Origin of the sequence: Bradyrhizobium erythrophlei, assembly GCF_042430365.1 — a bacterium.
Classification (GTDB): domain Bacteria; phylum Pseudomonadota; class Alphaproteobacteria; order Rhizobiales; family Xanthobacteraceae; genus Bradyrhizobium; species Bradyrhizobium erythrophlei.
The window spans coordinates 26860-51425 of record NZ_JBHMET010000208.1 but is presented as its reverse complement, the minus strand read 5'-3'; the positions used below and the strand labels follow the sequence as shown (position 1 = coordinate 51425).

Here is a 24566-nt window from a genome sequence, read left to right as displayed (position 1 = left end):
ACCACCTGCCCAAACACACAGCAATGCTTCAATTTCTGGGTTTTTCAGCAGACTGCTAGGTCGTAAGACCGTATGTCCGCCTCTCTGGGGGCTGATTTCATGCGCGATGATGTTCGTCTCGACGCCGTCCCAGTTCTATGTGATGCGCTTCCTGCTGGGAGCGGCCGAGGCAGGACTTTTCCCAGGCGTCATCTTCTATCTGACCTACTGGTTTCCGGCGAGCCGGCGCGGCCGGGTGACCGGTTATTTCATGATGGGCGCCGCATTCGCGGGCATCATCGGCGGCCCGGTTGCAACCTGGATCATGGTTCATCTGGCAGACCTGTTGAGCTTGAAGGGATGGCAATGGCTGTTCCTCATCGAAGGAATCCCTGCTGTTGTGCTGGGCATCACCGCCTACTTCTACCTGAGCGATGACCCCAAACAGGCAGGCTGGCTGTCAGACAGGGAGAAGGGAATTGTTCAAGCCGCTCTGGCCGCTGAAGACGACGGACGTTCGACGAGCCATGACCACGGACTGCGCGACGCGTTCGCCAATCCAAAGTTGTATGTCGGCATTCTGAGCTATTTCACGGTTGTGGTGTCGTTCAACGCAATTGCGTTCTGGACACCGACAATCTTCAAGGATGTCGGCGTCAAGTACCTGTCCGACGTCGGGCTGTATTCCAGCCTCGTCTTTTTCTCGGGCGCGCTCGGCAACTATTTCATCGGATTCAGCTCTGACCGTTACCTCGAGCGCCGGTGGCATTTTGCGGTGTGTGCCGCCGTAATCGCAGCCTGCTTCGCTCTGCTACCGCTGGCGGCGCACAATGTCGCTTCCGTGCTTGGACTGTTGATGATTGCGGCGGCCGCGTCTTATGGCGGATTCGTGGTGTTCTGGACGATGCCGCCCAGCTTTCTGAGCCAGGCTTCCAAGGCTGGCGGAATCGCGCTGATCACGGCACTCGGCGGGTTTGGAAAATTCGTCAGCCCGACCGTCATCGGATGGACCAAATCCGTGACGGGCAGCATCTATCTCGGCTTTACCATTCTCGGACTCATTTCCATCATTGGCGCGGCCATCATTGTTCTCGGCATTGCGCCGACGATTGCCGGCGAAAGAAGGAAGAGCCGAAGCAACGCGTATGGCCGCGAAGACTCCCGAAAGCCGAGTGAGGACGGGCACTATTGCTTTGCCACTGCGCTAGGCTAGACCGATCTATCCTCTGCCAACGCCGCAATAGCCGCGTCCGGACCCAAGATGCCGCGCTACAGCGCTGATAGGAAATCGCGCGCCATTTAGAACAAAATTCCGAACGTTTATGCAATTGAAATTGCTAGATAATTATCGATTTCCGGTTCAGAGGACTACATGCGCGCGACGCGCGAGTGTTCCCGCCGCGCCGCCTTCGACGGCGAGTTGCATGACACGCTCAGAACGGCGCCCTCCGCTAGGCGCTCATGCCGAGGTCGCTTTCTTGTAGGTTTTGTTCCGCTATATTCCTTGTATGGAAAGAAGCATCGGGATGCAGGACGCGTCTGCGGGGATGTCGTTCGGCGGCGCCGAGCGGCGACACCTTTCGGTGGTATTTTGCGACCTGGTCGGCTCGACCGCCTTGTCCACCCAGCTCGATCCCGAAGAACTGGCGGATCTGATCGGCCAGTATCAGCGCGTCTGCACCGACGCGATCCAGAGCTTTGAGGGCTTCGTCGCGCGCTATCTTGGCGATGGCGTGCTGGCCTATTTCGGCTATCCGCGGGCCCATGAAGACGACTCGGAGCGAGCCGTCCATGCGGCGCTGGAGGTCATCGAGGCCGTGGGCAAGCTGGTGTCGCGGGGCAAGCCGCTGCAGGTGCGCGTCGGGATCGCGAGCGGCCAGGTCGTCGTCGGGCAGATCGGCCGCCAATCGCACGACGTCACCGGTGAAACCGCCAATCTCGCAGCACGGCTCCAGAGCGTCGCCCGCCACAATCAGGTGATCATCTCCGAGGCGACCCATCTGCTGGTAGGCAATTCGTTCGAGTGCGCGGCGCTCGACCCGGTCGAGCTCGCGGGCTTTCCGCGCGCCGTCAACACTTGGCGGGTGATCGGCCGCCGCGAACATCTCGACCGGTTCGACCTGCGCCGCGCTGCCGGGCTCACGCCCTATGTCAATCATGTTCCCGAACTCGAGGCGCTCGAGCAGGCGTGGCGCCGGACCGAGGCGCATCAGGGCCAGGTCGTGGTGCTATCGGGCGAGGCCGGCATCGGGAAATCGCGGCTGTTGCAGGAATTCAACGAAAGGATCGCGAGCGCGACCGCCGTTCGCATCCGCTGGCATGGCTCGCCCTATCTGCAGAACAGCCCGTTGTGGCCGGTGATCCAATATTTCCAGTCCGCTGCGGGCTTCAAGCCGGACGATGATGCGCCAGTCAAGCGCGAGAAACTCGACGCGCTGCTGGCAAGTGGTCCTGCATTGCCGGCCATGTCGGCAGCGGCGATCGCAGCCACACTGTCGCTGCCGCCTGCCGACACCGATCCGCCGCTCGATCCCGATCCGCAACAGCGCAAGCGCGCCACCTTCGCCGCGAAGGCCGACTGGATCACGCAGCACTGCGCGCGAGCCCCCGTGGTGCTGGCCTGCGAGGACCTGCATTGGTTCGACCCGACCACCCGCGAGTTGCTCGACCAGTTGATCGCGCAGGCCACCAGCCTGCCGCTGATGCTGATCCTGACCCAGCGTCCGGAGTCCGAACCGCCGCGGGGAGACGACCCCCATGTCACCCGGATCAATCTCGGACGACTGCGCCAAGACGAGTCGCTGGCGATCGCCGAGCATCTGGTGGCTCATCAGCAGATGCCGGCGGAATTGCTGCACCGGATCGTTGCCCGTGGCGACGGCATTCCACTGTTCATCGAGGAACTGACCAAGACGGCGTCGGAGGCCGGCTTTGCCGAGCGCACGACATCGGCGACCATCCCTGTGACGCTTCAGGATTCCCTCGTCGCGCGATTGGATCGCCTGCCCGGAGCGAAGGAAGTCGCCCAGGTCGGGGCCGCCATCGGCCGCGAATTCTCGTTGACCCTGCTCCACGCCGTGCTGGGGCAGCCCTCGCAGGAAGAAGTGCGCGGCAGACTCGAACAATTGGTCAGGGCCGACCTGCTGCACATGCGCGCCGAGCAGGCCGATCGTATCTTCGTGTTCCGGCACGCGCTGTTGCAGGATGCGGCCTATGAGACGCTGTTGTGGTCGCGCCGTCGCGAAATTCACGAGCGGATCGCCGATGCGTTGGAGCGACTGTTCCCCGACATTCGCGACAACCAGCCCGAAGTGCTGGCGCAGCATTGGGACCGGGCCGGCAGGGCACGGATAGCGATCAGCCACTGGGAGCGCGCGGCCGATCGCGCTATCGAACGTTCGGCCTCCACGGAGGCAAGCGCACATCTGCGCCGCGCGTTGCATCTGATCGAAGGCCTACCCGAGGACGCGGCGCGGGATGCCCTCGAACTGCCGATCGTGCTCAAGCATGGCGCCGTGATGCGGGCGATCCAGGGACCGCACGGCGAAGGGGCGGGACAATCGTTCGAGCGCGCCCGCGAGTTGAGCCGGCGCACCGGCGACAGGCAGGCGCTGATCCAGGCACTCGCCGGGCTGTTCGGCTATCATCTGGTCGGCGCCCGCAACGAGGCCACCGGTGAGATCGCCCGCGAGCTGCTCGCGATGGCCGAAGCAAGCGGTGACCGGTTTTCGCTGATGCTCGGCCATCGCGCGGTCGGAATGCTCGCGTTGCACACCGGCGAGCCGATAAAAGCCCGCGTCCATCTCGAACGCGCCATGAGCCTGTACGACGCCGAGGCGGACGGCCCGCTGGCCTTCGTCTATGGGACAGATCACGGGCAAACTATTTCGAGCTTCCTCGCCGTGACCCTGTGGGTGCTGGGTCTGCCTGATGCAGCAATTGCGCAGGAAGGCTGGGGTGTCGCACAGGGCAGGCGCCTCAATCACCGCTACAGTCAGGCGCAGACCGACATGTTCCGGATCATTCGCTGCGCGTTCGCGCGTGACTGGGACGCTGTGGCCGAGATCGCCAGGCAGACCTACGACGTCGGCATCCGGAATTCGTTCGGGCTTCCGACCTGGATGGCGCAATTCCACCTGGCGTTCTGCAGGACGGTGCATGGAGACAGGGATGCCGAGGTGCTCGACACCATGCAGGCCGTGCTGCAGACCCGCCGCGGCACGAACTATTATCCGCTCTATCTGTTGATGACGGCCGAGGCGCTGGCCACATGCGGCAACCTCGCCGCAGCGATCGAGATGATCGTCAAGGCGAGAGAGGTCGCCGAATCGACGGATGAACGACTGCTCGCGCCGGAGCTGTTGCGGTTCCACGCCACGCTGCTGCGCGACAGCGACATGACCCAGGCCGAAACGCTGCTGCGCGCAGCGCTCGCGGACGCCCGCCAGCAGGGCGCGCGCGGCTGGGAATTGCGCGCCGCCGTCAGCCTTGCCGATCTGCTGGCGGCAACCGGACGCAAAGCGGAGGCGCGCGACACCGTCGCCGCCGTCCGCGCGGCGTTCAATCAGGGCGCCACGACGCCCGACTTGCGGATGGCCGACGAGCTGTTGGCGTCGCTGGACCAGTAGGTGGGCCGTCGTCATCAACCAGCACATCGTGACGGATCAGCCAGTCGAGCAGCGCACGCGCGGTCACCGCGGGCATCATCGAACCCCACTGCGCCAGAATGTCCGGGACGCGATGCGCGTGCTCGATCGACGCGATCGCGCCGGACAGGGCGATGCCTTCGGCAAAGGCGGTGGGCTCGCCCAGCCGCGGATGGGTCAGCGCCGGGCGGCGCCGCACCACGTCACCCTCGATCACGGGATGATCGACCAGATGCGCATCGGGGGATAGCCGCACACGCGACGGCAAGGTTCGGCGGCCGGGCTCGATGCCGGGCGATATCGGGTGCGCGGCGACCCGCTCGCGCCAGAACGGCGAAGCCCTGCTCCCCGCTTCGGCGTAGAAAGCCGCCGATGTCTCGCGATGCCGTGTTGCAATCGCATGTGTCGCTCGGCGATAGAATTCGATGGCGGCCTCGTGATCGCCGCCGGACAGGATCGTATTGGCGACCGCGCTGCCCTGCAAGGCCGACCGAGCCGCGCTCTGCACGCCCTGCGAGGACAAGGGATCCATCGCGACGCAAAGGTCGCCGATCCGAATCATGGTCGGCGTCACGGGCTCGATGGCCACCCGGCAACTCGCATCGCGCGCGTGAACCGGATCGATCAGGACTCCCGCATCGCATCCCGAAAACAGCTTCGCGCCGCGCAAGATCGCGCGGTAGCGCGCCTCGCGCGACGCAGGACTCAAGCCGGTGCAATCGGCCGTCCGCTGGAAAACCTGGACCACCAACGAGCCGTCGGCGAGCGGCGCGCCCCAGAGCCAGGCGTCGGCGGCCGCTTCGATGCGCATTTGAGGCTGTGCCGCGAACGCAACGCCGCGCCAGCGCGCGCACAGCGCGACCGTCGCTGCACCAAGCAGCCGGCTGCCGGCTGCACGGCGCCCTCGTGCGTCGACGAGGAAACGGGCCGCAACCCGCACGACACCCGCACCGGTTTCGACCTCGAGATCCCAGCCCTCGGGCGTTTCGTCTCGGCGACGCAGCCGCGCCGGACACATGACATTGACGCCTGCCTCAGCCGCAATGTCGATGAGCGCTGGATCGAACCGGCCGCGGTCGACCATGACTACGCTGGTCGGCCGTGCCGTCGCGTCGCCATCACCCCATCTCTGCATGATCTCGTCACAGCGCAGCGCGTCCCGCTCGGTGACGGCGGAGTCGAAGCCAAGCTGGTGCAGAAGACGCAGCGTCGTCACCGGCAACGCCTCGCCGACGACCGGATGCAACGGTCCGCGGGCTTCGATCAGACAGGTACGAAAGCCCATCCGGCGGAGCTGCCGCGCAGCGATCGCGCCGGCCGGTCCGCCGCCAATGACGGCAATGTCTGTGCTCAGGCGATCCAGCGTGCGCTTCCCATCCGTGCGAAGAAGTCCGGTCGGCGGTCAGAGATGCGGACATAGGCCTGCAGGCAGAAGGTGAGCCATCCACGGATCAGATCGCAGGCCGGGCGGCCGCGATAGATCACCTCGTGGTGACATCCGCCGCCGCAGAGATACCTGGCCCAGCAGGAGCGACAGGGGTCCTGCCGGTGCACGTGTCGGTCGGCGAGCCAGGCATTCCGCCGGCCGCGGTCGGGTCCGTCGGTGACCGTACCCATGCGGCCTGCGTCATCCTCGACAAAGCGGTGACAGGCGAACAAACCGCCTTCGGCCGAAACACCCATATAGCCGGCGCCCGCACCGCACGGATAGGGCCGGTGGGTCCCGCGATGCAGCTCGCGCAACGCGTCGAGGAGATTGGCGAAGGGATAATGCTCGCCGGCGGCGATCCGGTCTTCGCATCGCTCGCCGCAGTCGATCAATTCATGAAGCAGGGTTTCGAGATCGCCCCGCTGCATCTCGAGCGCCGATGATGGCGAGCTCAGCATCGGCGAGAAGCCGACCATGCCGAATCTCAGGCCGATCAACTCGTCGAGGGTGCGGCGCAGCTCCAGATTGAGCGGCGTCACCGTAACACGCGCCGACATCTGCATGCGGCCCGGCTTCTCCAGAAGCGGCGTGATCCGTTCCAAGATGCGCTCAAAACTGCCGCGGCCACCGCGGAACGGCCGCTGGCGGTCATGCGCTTCGCCGACCCCGTCGAGGCTGACCGTCACCGAAAACGCATGCTCGTCGAATAGGTCACGATCCTCGGTGCCAAGCAGCGTGCCGTTGGTGGTGATCGAGAAGCCCACGCCGACATCGCGCCGTTCAGCTTCCGCAGCGGCAAACCGGGTGGTCTGCGCAATCAGCGGCCGATTAATCAGCGGCTCGCCGCCGAGGAAGGCGATGTTGACCCTGTCGCCTGGCGCTGCCTGATCGAGCAGCCGCAACACGGCGTCGCGAGCGACCGGCCATTCCATGCGTTTTGACGGTGCGCCGAAGCTGCCGCCTTGCGCATAACAATAGCCGCACGCGAGGTTGCAGGTCTGCGTCACGGCCAGCGACAGCGAGCGCAGCGGCGGATCGCTGATCGGTGAAGCGTCGATATGCGGGGGCCCGCCGAGACCGTAACGCGCAAGCAAGGCGTCGATCGCCGTATCGCCGGCGAAAATCGCGCTCGTCAGCTCCGCGTCGAGCCCAGCCGGCAGGTCGTAGATGCGGCTGCCGTCCACCACCAGCAGGTGGGCACCCGAGGCGGTCTCGAAACGCTGAACCGAGGCCGACACGGCGTCAGCTCCGCGGATCGAGGAACGGGATTCCGAGACCTCGCCGTGCGAGTTGCTCGGCGCTCGCCTGCAGCCGCACCATCGCCACACGGGCGTCGGTGATGCCCTTGTCGGCGCCCGGCATGTCGTCGCGCGCTTCCGCGTTGTAGGCACCGGCAAGGCACTGACGAATGGCGTCGAACTCGGCGCGCGCGGCGAGCGTTTGCGGCGTACTCTGACGCGTCACGGAACGCAGATACGGGTATCCGCCGCGCGTATCTCGCGGATATTTGCTCAGGATGCGCTGCACGTTGCAGAAATTCCTGTAGTGTTCGCTGCCTTCGCCGTCGATGCGCAGAGCGATCTCGAAAACGGCGCGCGGATATTGTTCGTCCCTGAGCGTGGCGACGCATTTTTCGTAGACGCCGGTCAGATAGCCGCTCGGACGTTCGAGCTGGATGAAGTCCTTGAGCACATCCGGCGTGAGCGGCGCCAGCCTTGTCGCCCGATCGGCGATCCTGATCCGGTCCGACCAGGTCACGACCGGCGTGTAGCGCCAGCCGCCCGGGTTGATGCCGTGGCGATCGAGCAGCCACAGCATCTGATTGACCCAACGCAAGTGCGTCATCTCGCCGACCGCCACCATCAGGATCGACTGACGGACCGCGCGCAGATCGTCGGCCAGCGAGGGCCACGCCGGATCGATGGCCTCGTCTGGATGCCGCAGCGAGAACAGCGCGTAGAGATATTCGATGGCGAGCGCCATTTCCATCCCCGCGAGTTCGTTCGCCAGTTCCTTGATCAGCCAGGCCGCATCCTGATGGGGCTCGCCCCACTTTGGAAGCGGTGGCCGGTACGGGCGGTCGATTTCATATCCCTCCAGAACGAAGGGCAGCTTCTCCCAGCTCTGATTGATCTCGTAGTGATCGATCTGGTACACGCGATTCTCGGCGATTGTTGCGGAAGCCGAGACTTCCGACGATCCGTCGCGACGGCGTAGCCAGTCGAGGCGCAGCGCAGCGGCCGGATCGCGCACGTCTGAGGGATTGTCGCTCATCAAGTGACCGCCGGTGACCACGTCCGGATGGTTGGAGGCCCAGTAGTGGCAGGCGCAATCCCGAAAATCGTGGGTCCAGGGATTGCACATCGACTGGGTGAACTCGCCGGGCCGGAACGCCTCGTCGAACAGGCCGGCCGCGTTGACATATTGTCGGCGGTAGCCGCTCAGCACGACGACCTGCGCCGGCCCTGGCGCCGGCGGATCGCGCCGCTCAATTCCGATCTCGACGTGGCCGGCTTCGAGCCCACGCACCAGCCGCCAGACCGTATAGCCGTCGAGATAGTTGCCTTGTGTATCGCGCATCGGCATGCGCTTGCCGTTCTGCTCGATCCAGTCGAGATACCAGCGGCCCGACATGAAGGTCGTGGCGAGCGGGCCGCCATATTGATCGAGCAGGTTCTGCACCCACGGCTCGCGGCTCGTTTCCGGCAGCATCGGGTCGAGCAGATAATCGGTATAGAGCAGCCGCGCGCCCTGCTGGTTCGGAATGGCATCGGGCGCCGGGTATTTCGGCGCCACGATGAACTGGAACACGAGCCCGGGAAAGAACCGACAGTCCAGAATACGCACGTCGAACTCGAGTCCGGGAAAACAGTTGGCGACGCCGGATTCCATCATGGTCGTGACCGGATTGCCGATCACCTTGCTGGCCGCCAGGGCCGCACGCGCGGTGAGATTGCGCGGAAAGATCTTGTCTCCACTCATCGCCTGCCTCCCGGGTTGATCGCGCTTGCCTCGCTGCATTCCGGCGGGGCCGTCGACCGCAGATACGCGATCAGGCCGATCAGCAAATGATACTGTCGCCACGACAGCGAGAGCGGCTGCAGGTTGGCGTCGCGCATATAGGGCGGCATCCGCATGTCATGCAGCTGATCGCGGAAGACACGGGGGTCGCGAAAATGCGGATCGGCCTCCGCGTTGGGCTCAACCGGCATTTCGCGCAGCCGGCCGAACGGCGGCCGGATCACGCGCTCGACCGCGTCGGCGCGTCGGCGCAGGAAGTCGACCAGCACGGCTTCATCCTTGAGCGCCGCATGCACGTGCGTGATCACGGCCGTATAGGGTAGCGGCAATTCAGGGCCGGCCCCGCTGAAGCGCGACGGCGCCTGCGGTGCGAGGGTGAGGAGACGATCGACATAGGGCGTGTCCTGCGCGGTCATGCTCTCCCCGCCGGCGCGCGGCTCGTCGCGACCGGGCGGCCCGACATGCTTGCCGAGGCGAACCCGATTTTCCTGCAGCGCGCGGGTGCGGATCGCATCCAGGTTGAACAGGCTCGCCGTCTCGAACGCGCGATGGAAGAGATCGACGATCTCCTCCTTGCTGACGGCGAAAGTCTCGTCGTCTACGGGCGGCAGCGGCAGCAATTCGCGATCGGCGATGTCGTCGGCGATGCTGAAGAACGGCCGGCGATCGGGCGCGAAGTCCGGCGGCGAGGCGAACACCCGCGCGGCGGCGCGGAAGCGTCGGCCATGCACGGCAAGCGTCGCGACGATCAATCCGTCGCTGGTATCGTCCACGCATCCCCATGACTGGAAATTACCGACGGCGGCGCCATCGTAGCCATCCTGCGGTTGCGGGTCCTCGAAGTGGCCGTTCATCATGATGTACTTCGACCACACGGTGTCCGGATTGAGGATGCGCCGCTCCGGCGGCACGATCTCGTGGACGCGGCCGAACTGGATTCCTGCGGCCTCGTAGACGCCGGGCATTACCTGCGGAGCCGGTCCGTTGACGGCCGTGGGCGGGCCGTAGACGAGGCCCGTGGGCGGTGTGAAGCGTACGCGCAGAATGCTGCGGTCGACGCCCCAGCTCTCATCCTTGTTTGGGACCGCCCGTATGACCTGAAAGGTTCCGAGCGGGATCGGGTGCTCCGGCCGCACCAGGGGCTCCTGTCCGGCGGTATGCGGGCTGAACGCCAGCAGTTTGTGCCGTTGGTGATTGTCGCCCGCGACCACGACACGCGCCGAGAAGGCGCAGGCGGGATCGCCCGCCCGGCGGGCGGCCTTGTGGTTGGCGAGCGTGATCTCGTAGGATACGTTGCGCGGCGACGCGCCGAGATGCTTCAGCAGGTCGAGCGTAACCGGGACTTCGACAGTCCCGCCCTCGCGCGACTGCATCTTGGCCCACAATTCGAAAAACGGCGCGACTGGCCTGATCCGGCCATGCTCGTCCTTGAAATCGATCTCGTCGGGCAGATAGGACGCGACCGAGCCGTCTGGCTCGACGCGCAGCGACAATGCGGGCGTGATGATCGTCTCGTTGGCATCATGGCGGGTATTGGCTTCAGCCCAGCAAAAGCTCGCAAGCGGTGCGTCGCTGCTGCCGAGCCGGCCGATCGCCATCGGCGGCAGGAAGAAAAGTTCGAGCATGCTGTCCACGGATTCGCCCCCTTCAATCGATCAAAAAATGCCTGCTGCAAGCATTTCCTTTCCCTGACGCGCGATCCCGTCGGACGTCAGCGACGCCGCGATATCCCGCTTAGTCCGGGTCCGACTCCGACTCGATGCCGTCGAGAAAGCCGGGCAATGTGCTGACCGGATCGGCCGCGGGCCCGGACGGATCGGCGGAAACGCCCTGGACACTGCGGAAGAACGTTCCCGGATCGTATTTGCGCTTGACCGCCAGCAGGTCGTCGAAGGCGTGGCCCCAATAGCGTCGCCGATAATCGGTCTGGGCCAGCCGCGGATAGTTCTGATAGGACTGGCCGTTACAGAAGCGCTCCATGAAGCACATGAAGCGATTGAGGAACGCGACGGCTTCGACACGTTCAGCCTCGTTCATCCAGAACACGTTGAGATAGACGTCCATGTCGACGCGGCGGTGCACGAAGGCCATGTCGTGCTCGCGACGCTCCGCGATCGCGCCGCCGTAGTGCTCCATCGCCAGCATGCTCGAGTTGTTCGGCGTCTCCAGGAATTGCTCAATGATCTCCTGCCAGTCGTCCGGCCCAAGCGGCCGAGCCACATATCCGCTCTGCTTGTCCTCGCGCGCGAGGTCCGGGACCTGCGGCAGGTCGGGCGTCGTGCTGACGAGGTAATGCATCATCTCGGCATAGGAGCCGCTGCGGTCGTTAATCCACTCGGCGCCGGGCACCTCGAGCAACGGCTGCAGTAGCGCCTTGCCACGTTCGGCCGGGCCAACGTACATGCCGCGGATGATCAGATAGGGCATGTCGCCCTGCCAGCCGAGGAAGGTCATGTAGCCGAGCTCTTTGGGCGACTTGCGGGTGAGCTCGCTCTGGATGGTCGACAGCAGTCGCGCCGCGTGGACGGTACCGTCCGAACCCGCGAGCAGCGGCCATTGCAGGCGGAAGGCCCAGACGCTCTTCACCTGGTGCAGGCGGTAGGTGATTTCGAGCAGGATGCCGAAATTGCCGCCGGTGCCGCCGCGTACCGCCCAGAACAGATCACGGTTGACCTTGTCGTCGGCGACGACGATGCGCCCGTCGGCAAGCATGACGCGGATCGCCACCACGTTGTCGCAGTTCATGCCGAAGCAACGCGACGTGTAGCCGAAGCCGCCGCCCTGCATGAAGCCGGCCACGCAAACATCGTGGCAGCTCCCGCCAGGAACGTGCAGATGATAGATGTCGAGCGCGGCGTTGAGATGCCCCATATTGGTGCCGGCGCCGACCACGGCCGTGTGTGCCTTGGGATCGACGATGACGTAGCGCAGCCGGCTGAGGTCGATCACCATGTCGTCGTTGACCGACAGGCCGGCGGTGCTGTGGCCGCCCGAACGCACCGCGACGGTCAGATCGCAGCGCAGCGCAAAGGCAAGGCACTGGCGAATATCGGAAAAGACCTCGCAATAGACGATGAGCTGCGGAAAGCTCTGGAAGGTATTGTTGGCAAGCTGACGGTCCTGCTGGTAGCTGGCATCGGTGGGCAGGACAATGTCGCCCTGGACCTTCATTGTCAGGGCTGCAAGGTCGTCCTTCGTAAATCGGGGGTCCAGAGAGATTCCACTCGCCCAACCCTGGACACGAAGCGTCTTTTCTCTCTCCCTGCGCCCCAGCGATTTCATGACCGCCTCCCCCCGCACCCGCCGACCAGACTACATCATCCGCAAGTCGGCCGGAACAGTGTGAACCGGTTCACATTGTTCAAATGATTTTCGCCGGGCCGCGATGCGGCTACGTCGCGACGATGGGTTTTACGAGCGTCAATGACTTCGTGCGCCTGGCGCCGCCGAAGCCAGTCATTTCTGAGCAAGAAGATTGCTTCCCGCCGGCGGCCTTGCAGTGATCGACGGTCACGACGGCATGGGCCAGGTGCTCGCGGCAAAGGCCGCGGAGGAGGCGGTCCAGCGCGCGAAGGCCCACGGCATCGCCGCGGTCGGCGTGGGCAATTCCGACCATTTCGGGACCGCTCTCTGTTTCACGCTGCCCCGCACGCAGGCTGCATCGGCCTCCTGTCGACGAACGCCAGCCCCGCCATAGCCCCGTGGGGCGGACGGAAGAAGACGGAGGGCACAAATCCCTGGTCCTGGGTAGTCCCGCCGGCTCCCCCGCGCCGATGGAAGCACTGATCGCGCAGATCAAATCCGTGCCGTTGGCTCAGGACGTCAGGCCGCTTCATCCAGGGTGTCGAGATACTCCCGGACGGATCGGGCGTCCTGGCAAGGACGTCCCAGTCCACCTCGTCAGACCCAGCAGCTGCGCGCTGCCTGTTGGCATCGGCGGCGATCAGGCTGGCATCGACGGCAAAGGCGGTCCCGTCAACCAATCCTTCGGTCATGCAGCGCTGGACCACTATCTCAAATAGCTAGCGCAGCAGATCGCAATCGCGGTAGCGGCCGTGCCTGTTCTTGGAGAAGGTCGAGTGGTCCGGCCTCGAGGTGCGCGGTTTACCTTCGATGTGGTTCGGACATCTCGCCGCCCAAGTGCCCATGGCGTCGGATCGGCGGCTGCACTAACATGGCTTAACACTGGCGGCAGGCTGATCAGCACCAAGAGAAGCCTGCACATAAAAAATTTGCCAAGAGTTGCCAAGACCTCAGGGAGGGTTTCGTCGTGACGACAGATCGCCTCTTGGTCCGTTCGAGCGCGCGCGGGTGGGAGTCTCCGGCCGGGGCCGGGCTCTATTGCAGGTCCGGTTCCGGTCGTGGTCCCTGGGGCCGCGCATGAACATCGCCGAAAGTGCCGAGCGCATCACAGCAGTGACCGTCCAGATGTCGGTCGAGAGCGTATCGAAGCGCTTCGGCGGTGTCACTGCTGTCGACGGCGTATCGGTCGACGTTCCCAAGGGACGGATCCTGTCCATCATCGGCCCCAACGGCGCGGGGAAGACCTCGCTCTTGAACATGATCTCGGGCTTCTACAAGCCGGACACAGGGCGCATCACGCTCGAGGGGCGGGACATCACCTCCAAGCGACCCAGCGCGGTAGCGGCGCTGGGCATCGCGCGCACGTTCCAGAACATCGCTCTGTTCAGCGGCTTGAGCGTAATCGACAATCTGATGCTGGGCCGGCATGTACGCATGAGCTCGGGTGTGTTCTCAAGCGTGGTCTACTGGGGTCTTGCCCAGCGCGAGGAGATTCGCCACCGCGAAGCGTGCGAGGAGATAATCGAGTTCTTGAAGTTGCAGGATCTGCGCAAGCAGCCGACGGCGGCGCTGGCCTACGGCCTGCGCAAGCGAGTCGAGCTGGGGCGGGCGTTGGCGCAGGACCCCGAGGTGCTGCTGCTGGACGAGCCGATGGGCGGCATGAACCAGGACGAGAAGGAGGACATGGCGCGCTACGTGCTGGACGTGAATCAGGAGCGCGGCGTGACCGTCGTGTTGATCGAGCACGACATGGGCGTGGTGATGGACATTTCCAACGACGTGGTTGTGCTGGATCGCGGCCGCAAGATCGCGGAAGGGTCGCCGGCGGCGGTGCAAAGCGACCCGGCGGTGATCGCGGCCTACCTTGGCGCGGCAAGGAGGGGCAAAGCATGAAGCTCATCGAGCAAGCTGCAACCAACACACTGCCCAAGCTGCTCGCACGCAATGCGCTGACGCATCCGCGCCAGCCGGGCATCCGCGAGAAGGATCGCGGCATCTGGAAAACCTACAACTGGCGCGACTGCCAGACGCATGTGCAGGCCTTCGCGCTGGGGCTTGCTGCGAACGGATTCGGCCGGGGCGACAAGCTCTCGGTGCTGGGCGACAACCGCGCGCGGCTCTACTGGGCGCAACTGGCCAGCCAGGCCATGGGCGGCATGGCCGTACCGCTGTATCAGGACTCGATTGCCAGCGAGCTGGTCCACGTGCTCGAGCACGCCGACGTATCCGTGGTGGTGGCCGAGGACCAGGAGCAGGTCGATAAGGTGCTGTCCGTGCGCGAACAGCTGCCGAAGCTCCGGCTTATCATCTTCGAGGACACGTTAGGGATGAGCGGTTATCGCGATCCCATGCTCAAGTCGTTCACGGAGATGGAAGGAGCGGGCTGCGCCTTCCAGGAGGCCAACCCCAGGCATTACGAGATGGAATTGGCGAGGGGCAGGGCGGACGATGTGGCGCTGGTGGCCTACACGTCTGGCACAACCGGCCGCTCCAAGGGAGCGCTGCTTTCGCATGGAAACCTGATCGCCGTGTCGGAAAGCTTTGTCGCGGTCGAATCGGTCGAGCGCGGTGACAACTGGCTTTGCTACCTGCCGATGGCCTGGGCGGGCGATTCCATCTTCTCTCTTAGCGCCAGCCTTGTCGCCGTCGCGACGTGCAACTGCCCGGAAGGCCCGGAGACAGTGCAGCGCGACCTGCGCGAGCTTGGCCCCAACGCCCTGCTCGGGCCGCCGCGAATTTGGGAGAACATGCTGACCGCACTGGAAGTGCGGGCTGCCGACGCGTCCCGGCTCAAGCGGACGGTCTACACCTACTTTCGCGATGTCGCCGTGCGGCGTGAGTTGCTGAAGGAGGACGCCAGGGCGATTCCGTTCGGCACCAGGCTCGCCTACCGCATCGGCGAGTTCGTCGTCTACGGCCCGGTGCGTGACCAGCTCGGCCTGCGACGCGCGCGCTGGTGCTTGACGGGCGGCGCTCCCCTGGGCCCCGACACGTTCCGGTTCTTCCGCTCTTTCGGCGTCAATCTGAAGCAGGTCTATGGCGCCACGGAAGCCAGCGTGCTCGTCGCCTGGCAGATCGACGGCGAAGCCGATCCGAATACGGTGGGACGCACGCCGCCGGGCACCGAGGTGCGTATAGGCGACCGCGGCGAGGTGCAGGTACGCGGACCGGGCGTGTTCAAGGGCTACTACAAGCAGGACGAAGCCACGCGCGACACTCTCACTGCCGACGGCTGGCTGAAGACGGGCGATGCGGGGTTCATCGATCCGCGCGGCCATCTCGCCATTATCGACCGGGCCAAGGACGTGGGCAAACTGGCGGACGGCACACCCTTCGCGCCGGCCTTTATCGAGAACAAGCTGAAATTCAGCCCGTTCATCCGCGAGGCGGTGGCGTTCGGCGACCAGCAACCGTTCGTCGCGGCGATGATCGCGATCGACATGAGCACAGTCGGCAAATGGGCCGAGCAGCGTGGATTGCCCTATACCAGCTACATCGATCTCAGCAGCAAGCCCGACGTCGCGATGCTGATCCTTGGCGAGGTGCGCAAGATCAACAGCACTCTACCAGACGCTCTCAGCGTCAGGCGCGTCGTGCTCTTGAACAAGGAGCTGGATGCCGACGACGCCGAAATTACGAGAACGCGCAAGGTGCGCCGCGGCTTCATTGCGGAGAAGTATGCGCCCGTGATCAGCGCATTCTACGACGCCGGCACGCAGGCGCAGCTTACCATGGACATCACCTTCGAGGACGGCCGCAAGAGCAAACTAACCTCGACCTTGCTTGTGCACGACATAGGTCCGTTTGCCGGCGCCCGGCAGGAGGCCGCCTGACGATGGGACGTAGCTGCTCGCATGGTTGGAGGAATTCCCATGTGGGATGAGGCGCAATTCGCGCTGTCGCTGGTCGTGAGCGGGCTTTCGATCGGGCTGATGTACTCGCTGATCGCACTCGGTTTTGTGCTGGTCTACAAGGCGACCGACGCGATCAACTTCGCCCAGGGCGAGTTCGTCATGCTGGCGGGCTTCGTCGCCGCGGTTACGCTCAGCGCCAAGGGCATGCCGGCGATCGCAGCGGTCGCGACAGCAGTCGCCGTCATGGTGCTGTTCAGCTTCGCGCTGGAGCGCATCGTGCTGCGGCCGCTGCTTGGAAGGCCTGTCATCGCTGTGATCATGGCCACCATCGGCCTCGGCGCTATGCTGCGCGGCCTGCCCCCAATCACCGTGGGCGGCGAAACGCGCGCGCTGCCGCTGCCGATCGGGGATACGCCCGTCGCCCTCGGGCCGGCGACCTTGCCGCCGATTCAGATCGCGGGCGTCGTCGTCACCTTCGCGCTGCTAGGCATCTTCTCCTGGTTCTTCCTCAAGAGCCGTATGGGCATTGCCATGCGTGCGGTGGCCGACAACCAACAAGTGGCGATGGCGATGGGCATCAACGTCGAGCGCTACTTTGCGCTGGCCTGGGCGCTGGCCGGCATCGTCTCGGCGCTGGGCGGGGTGATCTGGGGCAGCATGCTGGGCGTCGATGTGCACCTCGCGCTGATCGGCCTCAAGGTGTTCCCGGTGGTGATCCTGGGCGGCCTCGACTCGATTGTCGGCGCCGTGGTGGGCGGTGTCATCATCGGCGTGGTGGAGAGCCTGGCCGCCGGTTACCTCGACCCCTATGTCGGGGGCGGCACCAAGGATTTTGCGCCATACGTGGTGATGATCATCGCCCTGATGTTCAGACCCTACGGCATTTTCGGAACACGGCGGATCGAACGGGTTTGAGCCATGCTGCATCGCGAGTCCGGCGTCTTCAAGACCAGCTATGCCGCCGACATGGCGCTCTATCCGCTGCCCATTGCGCGCTGGACGATCCTGGCGATCATGGTGCTGTTCGCGGTGATCCTGCCGGTGTCGCTGCACGAGTACTACCTGTCGATCATCAACCTGTCTCTGATCGCCATCGTCGGCGCGCTGGGTCTCAACATCCTCGTCGGCTACACCGGCCAGATTTCGGTCGGGCACGCAGCCTTCATGTCGGTGGGCGCCTACACGGCGGCGAATCTGGCGGTGAAGCTCGGGCTGCCGTTCTGGATTACGCTCCCGGCCGGCGGCCTGATGGCGGCGCTGGTCGGGGCGATCGTCGGCATTCCGAGCCTGCGCATCAAGGGTCTTTATCTCGCCATCGCCACGCTGGCAGGCCAGCTCATCATCGAGTGGATCATCAATCACACGCCGGCCATCTCCGGCGGCGCGCAGGCCTCGATCCAGGTGCCGCGGCCCACCCTGTGGGGATATGAGCTCAGATCGCAGGGACAGCTCTATTTCTTCCTGCTGTTCTTCGCGGCCCTGGCCATCGTCGCCACGCTCAACCTGATACGCAGCCGCATCGGTCGCGCCTTCGTCGCCATCCGCGACCAGGATATTGCCGCCGAGATCATCGGTATCAACATCTACCGCTACAAGCTCTTGTCGTTCGCCATCTCGTCGTTCTATGCGGGCGTGTGCGGCGTGCTCTACACGTACTACCTGGGCATCGCCAACTATGAGCAGTTCCAGATCGTGGTGTCGATTGACTACCTGGCGATGATCATCATCGGCGGACTGGGCTCCGTGCTGGGCTCCATTCTGGGCGCCGTCTTCGTGACCATGCTGCCGATCGTGCTCCGTCTGGCGATGGAGCCGCTGGCCGGCCTTTTTTTCAGCCCCGGCGAGATGTCGAGCGTGATCGCCAGCACGCGACTGGTGCTGTTCGGCGGTCTCATCATCTTTTTCCTGGTGGTGGAGCCGGAAGGCCTGAACAGGCTGTGGCGCAACATCCGTAACTACTTTCGCGTTTGGCCGTTTTCATACTGAGCGACTGCAACGACAAACCTGAGGAGGAAGCCCATGAAACATACCCGATGTTGGCTCGGCGCGGCTTTTGCCGCGGGAGCGGTCGCGTTGGCGGCCGGTGCCGCTTTCGCACAGGACAAGGAGGTGGTGTTCGGCCTGCAGTGCGACCGCACCGGCGCCACCCAGACCGTGGGGATTTTCCTTTGCCCCGGCTATCACGACTATATTGCGCTCTTGAACAGCAAGGGCGGGATCGAGGGATACAAGATCCGCGTGGTCGAGATCGACCACGAGTACAAAGTGCCGCCGGCGATGGAGGCGCACGAGCGCTTCAAGTTGGAAGGCGCGATCCTGGAGAGCCTCTACGGCACGCCCCAGACCGCCGCGCTGACCAAGAAGCTGGAGGAGGACAAGCTCCTCGGCACGTCGCCCGGCTTCGGCACCGCCGCCGCCACCGACGGCAAGAAGTTTCCCTACGTCTTCCCGATCGCGGCGAGCTACTGGTCGCAGGGCGCGGCGGCCGTCGCCTTCGCGAAGAACGAGCTGGGCGGCAGCCTCAAGGGCAAGAAGATCGCGTATCTGTTCTATGACAATCCGGCCGGCAAGGAGCCGCTCGTCATTCTCGAGGATCTGGCGAAGAGCGAGGGCTTCGAGCTGAGGACCTTCGCCGTGCCGGCACCGGGCGTCGAAATGGCCGCGCAGATCCTCGACATCACCGGCCGCTACAGGCCAGACTTCGTGATCGCGCACCTGTTCGGCCGCTCGCCGTCGGTGTCGATCAAGGAGCTCAAGGGCAAAGGCTATCCTTTGAGCAAGGTGGTCTCGCTCGTGTGGGGCGCTTCGGAAGCCGACATCAAGGCGGCCGGCGGCTATGCTGTGGCCGAGGGCTACCACACGCTCCAGTTCGCCGGCGTGGGCGGGGACTTCCAGGTAATCAAGGACATCAACGCGATGTACCAGTCCCAGGGCAAGCCGGTGCCGGCCGCGCAGGAGGTCAGCGTGTACTACAATCGCGGCGTTATGATCGCGGCGATCCACGCGGAGGCGACGCGCAACGCCATCAAGGCCAAGGGCGGTGCCAGGCCGACAAGCGAGGACGTGAAGAAGGGCATGGAGTCCGTCAATGGCTTCACGCTGGGCGGCATGGTTCCGCCGATGGAGATTACCGAGGCCGACCACGAGGGTGGCGGTTGGGTGCAGGTATGGACGGTCAAGGGTGGCAAGCTCGTCAAGAACGGCGACTGGTTCCGGGCCTACCGCGACGTGCTCAACAAGCATCTCGCGGCGACCAACTAGAACCGCAACCGAGCCGCCGCGCCAGCCCTCGAGCTTGTCGTAAGGGCTGGCGATCCAGGACTTAAGGGCCGGCTCCCGTCGCCGGCCCCGGTTCGGCGCGCTGGCGCGGGCGCGATGACGGTGGCGAGGACGGGAAGGACTTTGGCATGCTCTCGATCAACAACATCGAGGTCGTCTACGACAACATCATTCTGGTGCTGAAGGGCGTGTCGCTGGAGGTGAAGTCCGGCTCCATCACGACGCTCCTCGGCGGCAACGGAGCCGGCAAGACCACCACGCTGAAGGCGGTGTCCGGCGTGCTGCGCACCGAGCGCGGCACGGTCACCAAGGGCACCATCACGCTGGACGGCAAACGCATCGACCGCATGCCCGCCTTCGACGTGACGAAGCTCGGCATCTCTCAGGTATTCGAGGGCCGGCGCGTCTTCGAGCACCTCACCACGGAGGAGAACCTGATCGCCGGCGCACATATTGAGCGCGACGCGGCGAAGGTGCGCAGCGGGATCGAGCGCGTGTATGCCTACTTCCCCGCCCTGAAGAACCGGCGCGCGCAGGTGTCAGGGTATCTCTCGGGTGGCGAGCAGCAGATGCTGGCGAACGGTCGTGCGCTGATGTCGGAGCCGAAAGTCATCCTGCTGGACGAGCCCTCGCTCGGCCTGGCGCCGATGCTGGTCGAGGAGATCTTCGGCATCGTGCGCCGTCTGGTGAGCGAGGAGAAACTCGCCGTGCTGCTGGTCGAGCAAAATGCCACCATGGCGCTTGAGGTCGCGGATCATGGCTACGTCATGGAGACCGGCCGTATCGTTCTGGAGGGCAGCGCCGAACAGTTGCGTTCGAACTCCGACATTCGTGAATTCTACCTGGGACTGAACGAGGCCGGCTCACGTAAATCCTATCGCGACGTGAAGCGCTACAAGCGGCGCAAGCGCTGGCTCTCCTGATCAGCGTATGCGCAGAACGCCGTTTCTTCACCCACCCCCCGCGAAGCGGCGGGGAGGGTCGACGGACATCGCACAAGCGATGGCCGACGGGTGCGGGGCGCTGAGCTTCAACGCTGGCGCCGCTACCCTTGTGTGTACCGAAATCCTAAACCCGGACGTAGTGATGATGAAGTCCGCCCAGGATGGCGTGTGATTTGATGCTTCCGGTTCGCTGAATTTGGCGAGAGGCCGGCGCATCTTTGTTCAACGATCGGTGCGTTCTGATCCTGTTGTAATAGTCGGCATAGGCTTTCAGAACCCGGCGCAGATGCGCCTCGCCCAAGACAATGATGTGGTCCACACACTCACGCCGGATCGATCCGATCAACCGTTCGGTAAAGCCGTTCTGCCAAGGTGAGGCCGGTGCGGTGGGTTTGTCCCGAATGCCCATGGCGCGCAATCGGCGCGTGACGACGGTGCCATAGATTTGATCCCGATCGCGGACCATGTAACCCGGAGCCCCGTCCCAGGGAAAAGCCTCGGTGATCTGACGTGCAACCCACTCCGCCGTCGGGTTGGCTGTGACGTTGATCCAGACAAGGTCTCTGCGATGCAGCCGAACGATGACGAAGGCATAGAGCAGGTCAAAGCCAATGGCCGGGACAACAAACAAGTCCATGGCGGCAACCTCCGGAGCATGATTACGCAGAAAAGTGCGCCATCCCTGGCTGGGCCGTCCTCGCCGCTTGACCATATACTTGGCAACACTCGATTGAGCGACCTCAAACCCAAGCTTGAGCAGTTCGCCATGAATACGCGGCGCTCCCCATAGCGGATTTTCTAGGCTCATCCGCCGGATCAACCCGCGAAGATCCGTCTCGATTTGTGGCCGCCCGCCTCGCATGTGCGACTTCCAGCGCCAATAACCGCGAAAGCCGGCCCGATGCCAACGCACCAGCGTCTCGGAACGGATAATCGTGAGAACCTGCAGGATTGACGGAAACCAGCGATACAGCTGGATAAAGAACCAGCGGTCGTTGTTCGTGAGCCGGACGCGACCAGGCAGCCTACGCCCCAAGACAATCAACTGATGTCGAAGCACCGCGTTCTCAGCTTCAAGCCGCAACTTCGACTTGAATGGCGAGGCCAGGAGGGCGAGAACGAAACAGAGCAGCCCGATCATTCCGCCAGCTTAGGCGATTCCATCACGTCATCAACTCGGATAAGGTTTTCGGTACACACAGGTGTATTTTGGCGAACCCTATTGCTACCGAGCGCAGGCTGGTTGCTGTCTTCGCGGCTGACGTTGAGGGCTATAGCCGCCTCATGGGGGCTGATGAGGTCGGGACGCTCCAGCGGCTGACGGAGCGCCGTGCGATCCTCGATAAGGCCATTGCGGACCACAGGGGGCGCATAGCAAACACGGCGGGCGATAGCGTCCTTGCGGAGTTCGGCAGCGCCGTTGACGCCGTAGAGTGTGCGGTGGAAGCGCAAACCGTGCTGGCCGAAGCCAACTGCAACCTACCACCAGAGAAACGCATCAATTTTCGCGTTGGCGTTCATGTCGGTGACGTGATGGTGCGCGCGGGTGATCTCTTTGGCGACGTCGTGAACATTGCGGCGCGGTTGCAGACCTTGGCGAAGCCTGGGGGCGTTTGTGTCTCTGGTGCGACGCACGAGCAGGTTAGGAAGGTTCTGCCGCTCGCGTTCACCGACTTAGGTGCTCAGCAGGTCAAGAACATCGAAGAGCCGATCCGTGCATTTGCTGCAACGAGGCTTGGTGACGTTCCTGCCGTTCCGGTGCCTACTGCCGAACTTACAAAGCTGCTACCGCTCCCTGACAAACCGTCGATCGCCGTGCTGCCGTTCCAGAACATGTCGGGTGATGTTGAGCAGGAGTATTTTGCCGACGGACTGGTCGAAGATATCATCACCGCACTGTCGCGCTTCAAGTCGCTATTTGTAATCGCGCGCAATTCAAGCTTTTCCTACAAGGGCAACTCACCGGACGTCCGGCAGGTCGGTCGTGAGCTCGGCGTGCGCTATGTGCTTGAGGGTAGCGTTCGAAAGTCGACGAACCGGGTTCGCATCACCGGACAGCTCGTCGATTCACTCTCCGGTGCTCATCTCTGGGCCGACCACTTCGACGGCACGCTTGAGGATGTTTTCGTGCTGCAGGATCGGGTGACCGAAACTGTCGTCAACGCAATCGCCCCGCGCGTGGAGCAGGCCGAAATTGAGCGCAGCAAGAGCAAGGCAACAGACCGACTTGACGCCTACGATTATTACCTGCGCGGCATTGCGCGGCAGAACCTGATCATGGGTCCTGCTGTCAACCAACCCGAGGTCTCCTTGGCTGGCGCTCGCGAGGCGCGCGCGTTGTTTTTGAAGGCGACTGAACTCGACCCAGACTTTGCGCGTGCCTACGGCAGCGCTGCACAGTGCTGCCTAATTGAAAGCCAGAATGTAGGAGCAACGGCCGATCGCGCGGCCATAGTTGCGGAGACGGTGCGCTTATCTCGACGTGCAGTAGTCGTGGCCAGAGACGATGCCTTGGCCCTTAGCAATGCGGCTCAGGCTCTTGCCTATGTTGCCGGCGAGATAGACGAGGGAACGACCCTGGTCGAACGCGCCATTGCACTCAATCCGAACCTTGCAGTGGCATGGAACTTCGGCGGCTGGATCAAGATTTTTCGGGGCGAACCGGAAGAGGCCATCGAACGTTTTGCGAGGGCCACGCGGCTCAATCCTCTCGATCCTCTCATCTTCCTCCTGCAGTTGGGGACGGCGTGCGGTCATCTCTTCGCGGGCGATGACAATGAAGCGGCAGTTTGGGCGGAGAGGGCGCTTAGAGAACGTCCCAGAGTCATCATTGGGTTGCGCCTAGCGGCTGCGTGCTTCGCCCATGGCGGGCGTGTCGAAGAGGCCAAGAGAGCCGCGGCCCTGTTGCGCGAACTCGCACCCAGCTTTCGCATCGCTCAGGTTCGGACCCTGTTCCCGCTACGCCGACCAGGCGACCTGGAGAAGTACAGCGAAGGTCTCCGGCTTGCAGGCCTTCCCGAATGAGTCCCGAGGCGCCGCCACACAGCGTCCGACTGGTCGAGTCGTCGGAGCAACAATCATGTCTAGAATGCTTCCGCCACTTTGGCGGTTCTACTTTTAGCGCTGAGCAAGCTTCGAAAAGGACGATACACAGGCCGACCTGACGGCCATATCAGGGAGGGCTGACACGATTGGGGACGAATGAGCAAAGCAATACTCCAATCGCTGTGTCGGGGTAGTGGCGACAGCATGTACACAAGGAAAGCGCACGCAACACGGGAGGCCCCAAGGCGTGGTCAGGGATGATAACCGGACGCCCGCGAGGGACAGGCCGGGCGCCGTGGGGATGCGGAGAGGTTCGTAGTACCGCTGAAGTCGAGTAGCGGCGTAGTGTCTTGCCGTCCTCTTCATTGGTATAGCGATAGGACAGCCGCTCGCCGGGGCGGGACAAAGATAGATATCGTCCGCGCCGACATAGACGAAGTCCCGCCCTTCCGACTTGAGTTGGAGGTCATTGGCTTTGGCGGCGTGACCGAGATGCGCGCCCCTTAGCTCGGCATCACGATGAGCCGCCGCAGGCGGACCACCGCTGGCATGCCCCCGCAAACGGTGCGGCGCTAACCCTCATGCCGAAAGCGGAGCAGAAGGGTAAAATCCCCTAGTTCCACACCCGAGGAGCAACAACATGACCCCACACACATCCCCGAGGAATTTTCCACCAGGTTGATCGACTGGAGACCGTTCGTGATCATGGGCAACACGATGCCGCCCCGAGATCCTGATGAGGACGAAGAGGACGAGGACCGCACCGACGAACCGCCGGTCGTGCGCGAGCCGGACCAAGACTAGCTAACGCGCTCTGCCATCGTTCGCGCGCTCTTTAAGAGATTAGAGCGGACCAAGGCGGCTTCCTTGAGCGCGAGATGGGCATGCAGGTAGGTTCGCGTCGTTTCGACCGACTCATGACCGAGCCACAGCGCGATCACCGAGCCGGCCAATCACCGGTCTACTTCGTTATCGGCACAGGATGGCCGGAGTTCTAAAGGTGATTTGCCCGACGGATCCGTCCCGACGAGCAGGGCATCGTTCGGATCTGGCCGCCCCGCCGGCG

At 63.9% G+C, this 24566-nt stretch carries 16 protein-coding genes and 3 pseudogenes; 10 read left to right on the top strand and 9 right to left on the bottom strand.

What is annotated here, in order from left to right; genetic code table 11:
* Both ACFFWD_RS29560 and ACFFWD_RS29555 read left to right on the top strand, forming a co-directional pair.
* Positions 1-1192, top strand: a 1192-nt coding sequence (locus ACFFWD_RS29560; protein ID WP_376971340.1) for an MFS transporter, incomplete at its 5' end; no start/stop codon positions are given.
* Positions 1193-1505: 313 nt separating this feature from the next.
* The gene (locus ACFFWD_RS29555) at positions 1506-4607 is read left to right on the top strand and encodes an adenylate/guanylate cyclase domain-containing protein (protein WP_376971338.1); all 3102 of its coding nucleotides are present in this window, start codon (positions 1506-1508) and stop codon (positions 4605-4607) included.
* On the opposite strand, the gene qhpG is transcribed toward ACFFWD_RS29555, so the two are convergent.
* The 5 genes from qhpG to ACFFWD_RS29530 form a co-directional block, all read right to left on the bottom strand.
* Positions 4540-5967 carry a flavin-dependent monooxygenase QhpG gene (gene qhpG / locus ACFFWD_RS29550; protein ID WP_376971344.1) on the bottom strand — a complete coding sequence of 476 codons (1428 nt, stop codon included), beginning with the start codon at positions 5965-5967 and terminating at the stop codon, positions 4540-4542. The two genes, ACFFWD_RS29555 and qhpG, sit on opposite strands and share 68 nt — an antisense overlap.
* Positions 5968-5975: 8 nt before the next feature.
* A complete protein-coding gene (locus tag ACFFWD_RS29545; protein ID WP_376971336.1) occupies positions 5976-7292 on the bottom strand; it encodes a radical SAM protein in 1317 nt (438 codons plus the stop codon).
* A 4-nt stretch (positions 7293-7296) separates the two neighbouring features.
* Positions 7297-9036, bottom strand: coding sequence for a ferritin-like domain-containing protein (locus tag ACFFWD_RS29540; protein ID WP_376971334.1), 1740 nt, complete (start codon positions 9034-9036; stop codon positions 7297-7299).
* Complete coding sequence (locus ACFFWD_RS29535) at positions 9033-10700, bottom strand: hypothetical protein (RefSeq protein ID WP_376971332.1); 1668 nt, start codon at positions 10698-10700, stop codon at positions 9033-9035. Before ACFFWD_RS29535 ends, ACFFWD_RS29540 begins: the two co-directional genes overlap by 4 nt.
* Before the next feature lie 109 nt (positions 10701-10809).
* A complete protein-coding gene (locus ACFFWD_RS29530; RefSeq protein WP_376971330.1) occupies positions 10810-12246 on the bottom strand; it encodes an FAD-binding oxidoreductase in 1437 nt (478 codons plus the stop codon).
* Positions 12247-12550: 304 nt separating this feature from the next.
* Between ACFFWD_RS29530 and ACFFWD_RS29525 the strand changes: the two genes are divergently transcribed.
* A complete protein-coding gene (locus tag ACFFWD_RS29525; RefSeq protein ID WP_376971328.1) occupies positions 12551-12772 on the top strand; it encodes an Ldh family oxidoreductase in 222 nt (73 codons plus the stop codon).
* Positions 12773-12900: 128 nt separating this feature from the next.
* Here ACFFWD_RS29525 and ACFFWD_RS29520 read toward each other — a convergent pair.
* Positions 12901-13163, bottom strand: a pseudogene (locus tag ACFFWD_RS29520) (IS5/IS1182 family transposase); the annotation flags it as partial.
* Between the two features lie 292 nt (positions 13164-13455).
* On the opposite strand from ACFFWD_RS29520, the gene ACFFWD_RS29515 reads away from it, so the two are divergent.
* The 6 genes from ACFFWD_RS29515 (at position 13456) to ACFFWD_RS29490 (ending at position 20434) form a co-directional block, all read left to right on the top strand.
* Positions 13456-14271: an ABC transporter ATP-binding protein gene (locus tag ACFFWD_RS29515; protein WP_376971326.1), complete on the top strand. Its 816-nt coding sequence runs from the start codon at positions 13456-13458 to the stop codon at positions 14269-14271.
* The gene (locus ACFFWD_RS29510) at positions 14268-16211 is read left to right on the top strand and encodes an AMP-binding protein (RefSeq protein ID WP_376971324.1); all 1944 of its coding nucleotides are present in this window, start codon (positions 14268-14270) and stop codon (positions 16209-16211) included. Before ACFFWD_RS29515 ends, ACFFWD_RS29510 begins: the two co-directional genes overlap by 4 nt.
* Before the next feature lie 21 nt (positions 16212-16232).
* Positions 16233-17147 carry a branched-chain amino acid ABC transporter permease gene (locus tag ACFFWD_RS29505; RefSeq protein WP_376971322.1) on the top strand — a complete coding sequence of 305 codons (915 nt, stop codon included), beginning with the start codon at positions 16233-16235 and terminating at the stop codon, positions 17145-17147.
* 51 nt (positions 17148-17198) lie between these two features.
* Positions 17199-18218 (top strand): branched-chain amino acid ABC transporter permease, encoded by a 1020-nt coding sequence (locus ACFFWD_RS29500; protein ID WP_376971320.1) that lies wholly within the window; start codon positions 17199-17201, stop codon positions 18216-18218.
* A 33-nt stretch (positions 18219-18251) separates the two neighbouring features.
* Entirely contained in the window at positions 18252-19493 is a 1242-nt protein-coding gene (locus tag ACFFWD_RS29495; RefSeq protein ID WP_376971318.1) for an ABC transporter substrate-binding protein, read from the top strand.
* A 146-nt stretch (positions 19494-19639) separates the two neighbouring features.
* A complete protein-coding gene (locus ACFFWD_RS29490; RefSeq protein WP_376971316.1) occupies positions 19640-20434 on the top strand; it encodes an ABC transporter ATP-binding protein in 795 nt (264 codons plus the stop codon).
* Positions 20435-20579: 145 nt separating this feature from the next.
* Here ACFFWD_RS29490 and ACFFWD_RS29485 read toward each other — a convergent pair whose 3' ends face one another.
* A complete protein-coding gene (locus tag ACFFWD_RS29485) occupies positions 20580-21596 on the bottom strand; it encodes an integrase core domain-containing protein (protein WP_376971314.1) in 1017 nt (338 codons plus the stop codon).
* A gap of 68 nt (positions 21597-21664) precedes the next feature.
* On the opposite strand from ACFFWD_RS29485, the gene ACFFWD_RS29480 reads away from it, so the two are divergent.
* Positions 21665-23479 carry an adenylate/guanylate cyclase domain-containing protein gene (locus tag ACFFWD_RS29480; protein WP_376971311.1) on the top strand — a complete coding sequence of 605 codons (1815 nt, stop codon included), beginning with the start codon at positions 21665-21667 and terminating at the stop codon, positions 23477-23479.
* A 343-nt stretch (positions 23480-23822) separates the two neighbouring features.
* On the opposite strand, the pseudogene ACFFWD_RS45270 reads toward ACFFWD_RS29480, so the two are convergent.
* Both ACFFWD_RS45270 and ACFFWD_RS29475 read right to left on the bottom strand, forming a co-directional pair.
* Positions 23823-24000, bottom strand: a pseudogene (locus tag ACFFWD_RS45270) (IS5/IS1182 family transposase); the annotation flags it as partial.
* A 300-nt stretch (positions 24001-24300) separates the two neighbouring features.
* Positions 24301-24444 (bottom strand): annotated as a pseudogene (locus ACFFWD_RS29475) (integrase); the annotation flags it as partial.
* Positions 24445-24566: the final 122 nt, after the last annotated feature.

What these genes read in the sequence shown, in the direction of transcription:
- ACFFWD_RS29485 (WP_376971314.1), bottom strand. Translation starts at nt 21,596, where the DNA reads ATGATCGGGCTGCTCTGTTTCGTTCTCGCCCTCCTGGCCTCGCCATTC.
- ACFFWD_RS29490 (WP_376971316.1), top strand. Translation starts at nt 19,640, where the DNA reads ATGCTCTCGATCAACAACATCGAGGTCGTCTACGACAACATCATTCTG.
- ACFFWD_RS29530 (WP_376971330.1), bottom strand. Translation starts at nt 12,246, where the DNA reads ATGAAGGTCCAGGGCGACATTGTCCTGCCCACCGATGCCAGCTACCAG.
- ACFFWD_RS29535 (WP_376971332.1), bottom strand. Translation starts at nt 10,700, where the DNA reads ATGCTCGAACTTTTCTTCCTGCCGCCGATGGCGATCGGCCGGCTCGGC.
- ACFFWD_RS29515 (WP_376971326.1), top strand. Translation starts at nt 13,456, where the DNA reads ATGAACATCGCCGAAAGTGCCGAGCGCATCACAGCAGTGACCGTCCAG.
- ACFFWD_RS29540 (WP_376971334.1), bottom strand. Translation starts at nt 9,036, where the DNA reads ATGAGTGGAGACAAGATCTTTCCGCGCAATCTCACCGCGCGTGCGGCC.
- ACFFWD_RS29505 (WP_376971322.1), top strand. Translation starts at nt 16,233, where the DNA reads ATGGTTGGAGGAATTCCCATGTGGGATGAGGCGCAATTCGCGCTGTCG.
- ACFFWD_RS29500 (WP_376971320.1), top strand. Translation starts at nt 17,199, where the DNA reads ATGGCGCTCTATCCGCTGCCCATTGCGCGCTGGACGATCCTGGCGATC.
- ACFFWD_RS29495 (WP_376971318.1), top strand. Translation starts at nt 18,252, where the DNA reads ATGAAACATACCCGATGTTGGCTCGGCGCGGCTTTTGCCGCGGGAGCG.
- ACFFWD_RS29510 (WP_376971324.1), top strand. Translation starts at nt 14,268, where the DNA reads ATGAAGCTCATCGAGCAAGCTGCAACCAACACACTGCCCAAGCTGCTC.
- ACFFWD_RS29555 (WP_376971338.1), top strand. Translation starts at nt 1,506, where the DNA reads ATGCAGGACGCGTCTGCGGGGATGTCGTTCGGCGGCGCCGAGCGGCGA.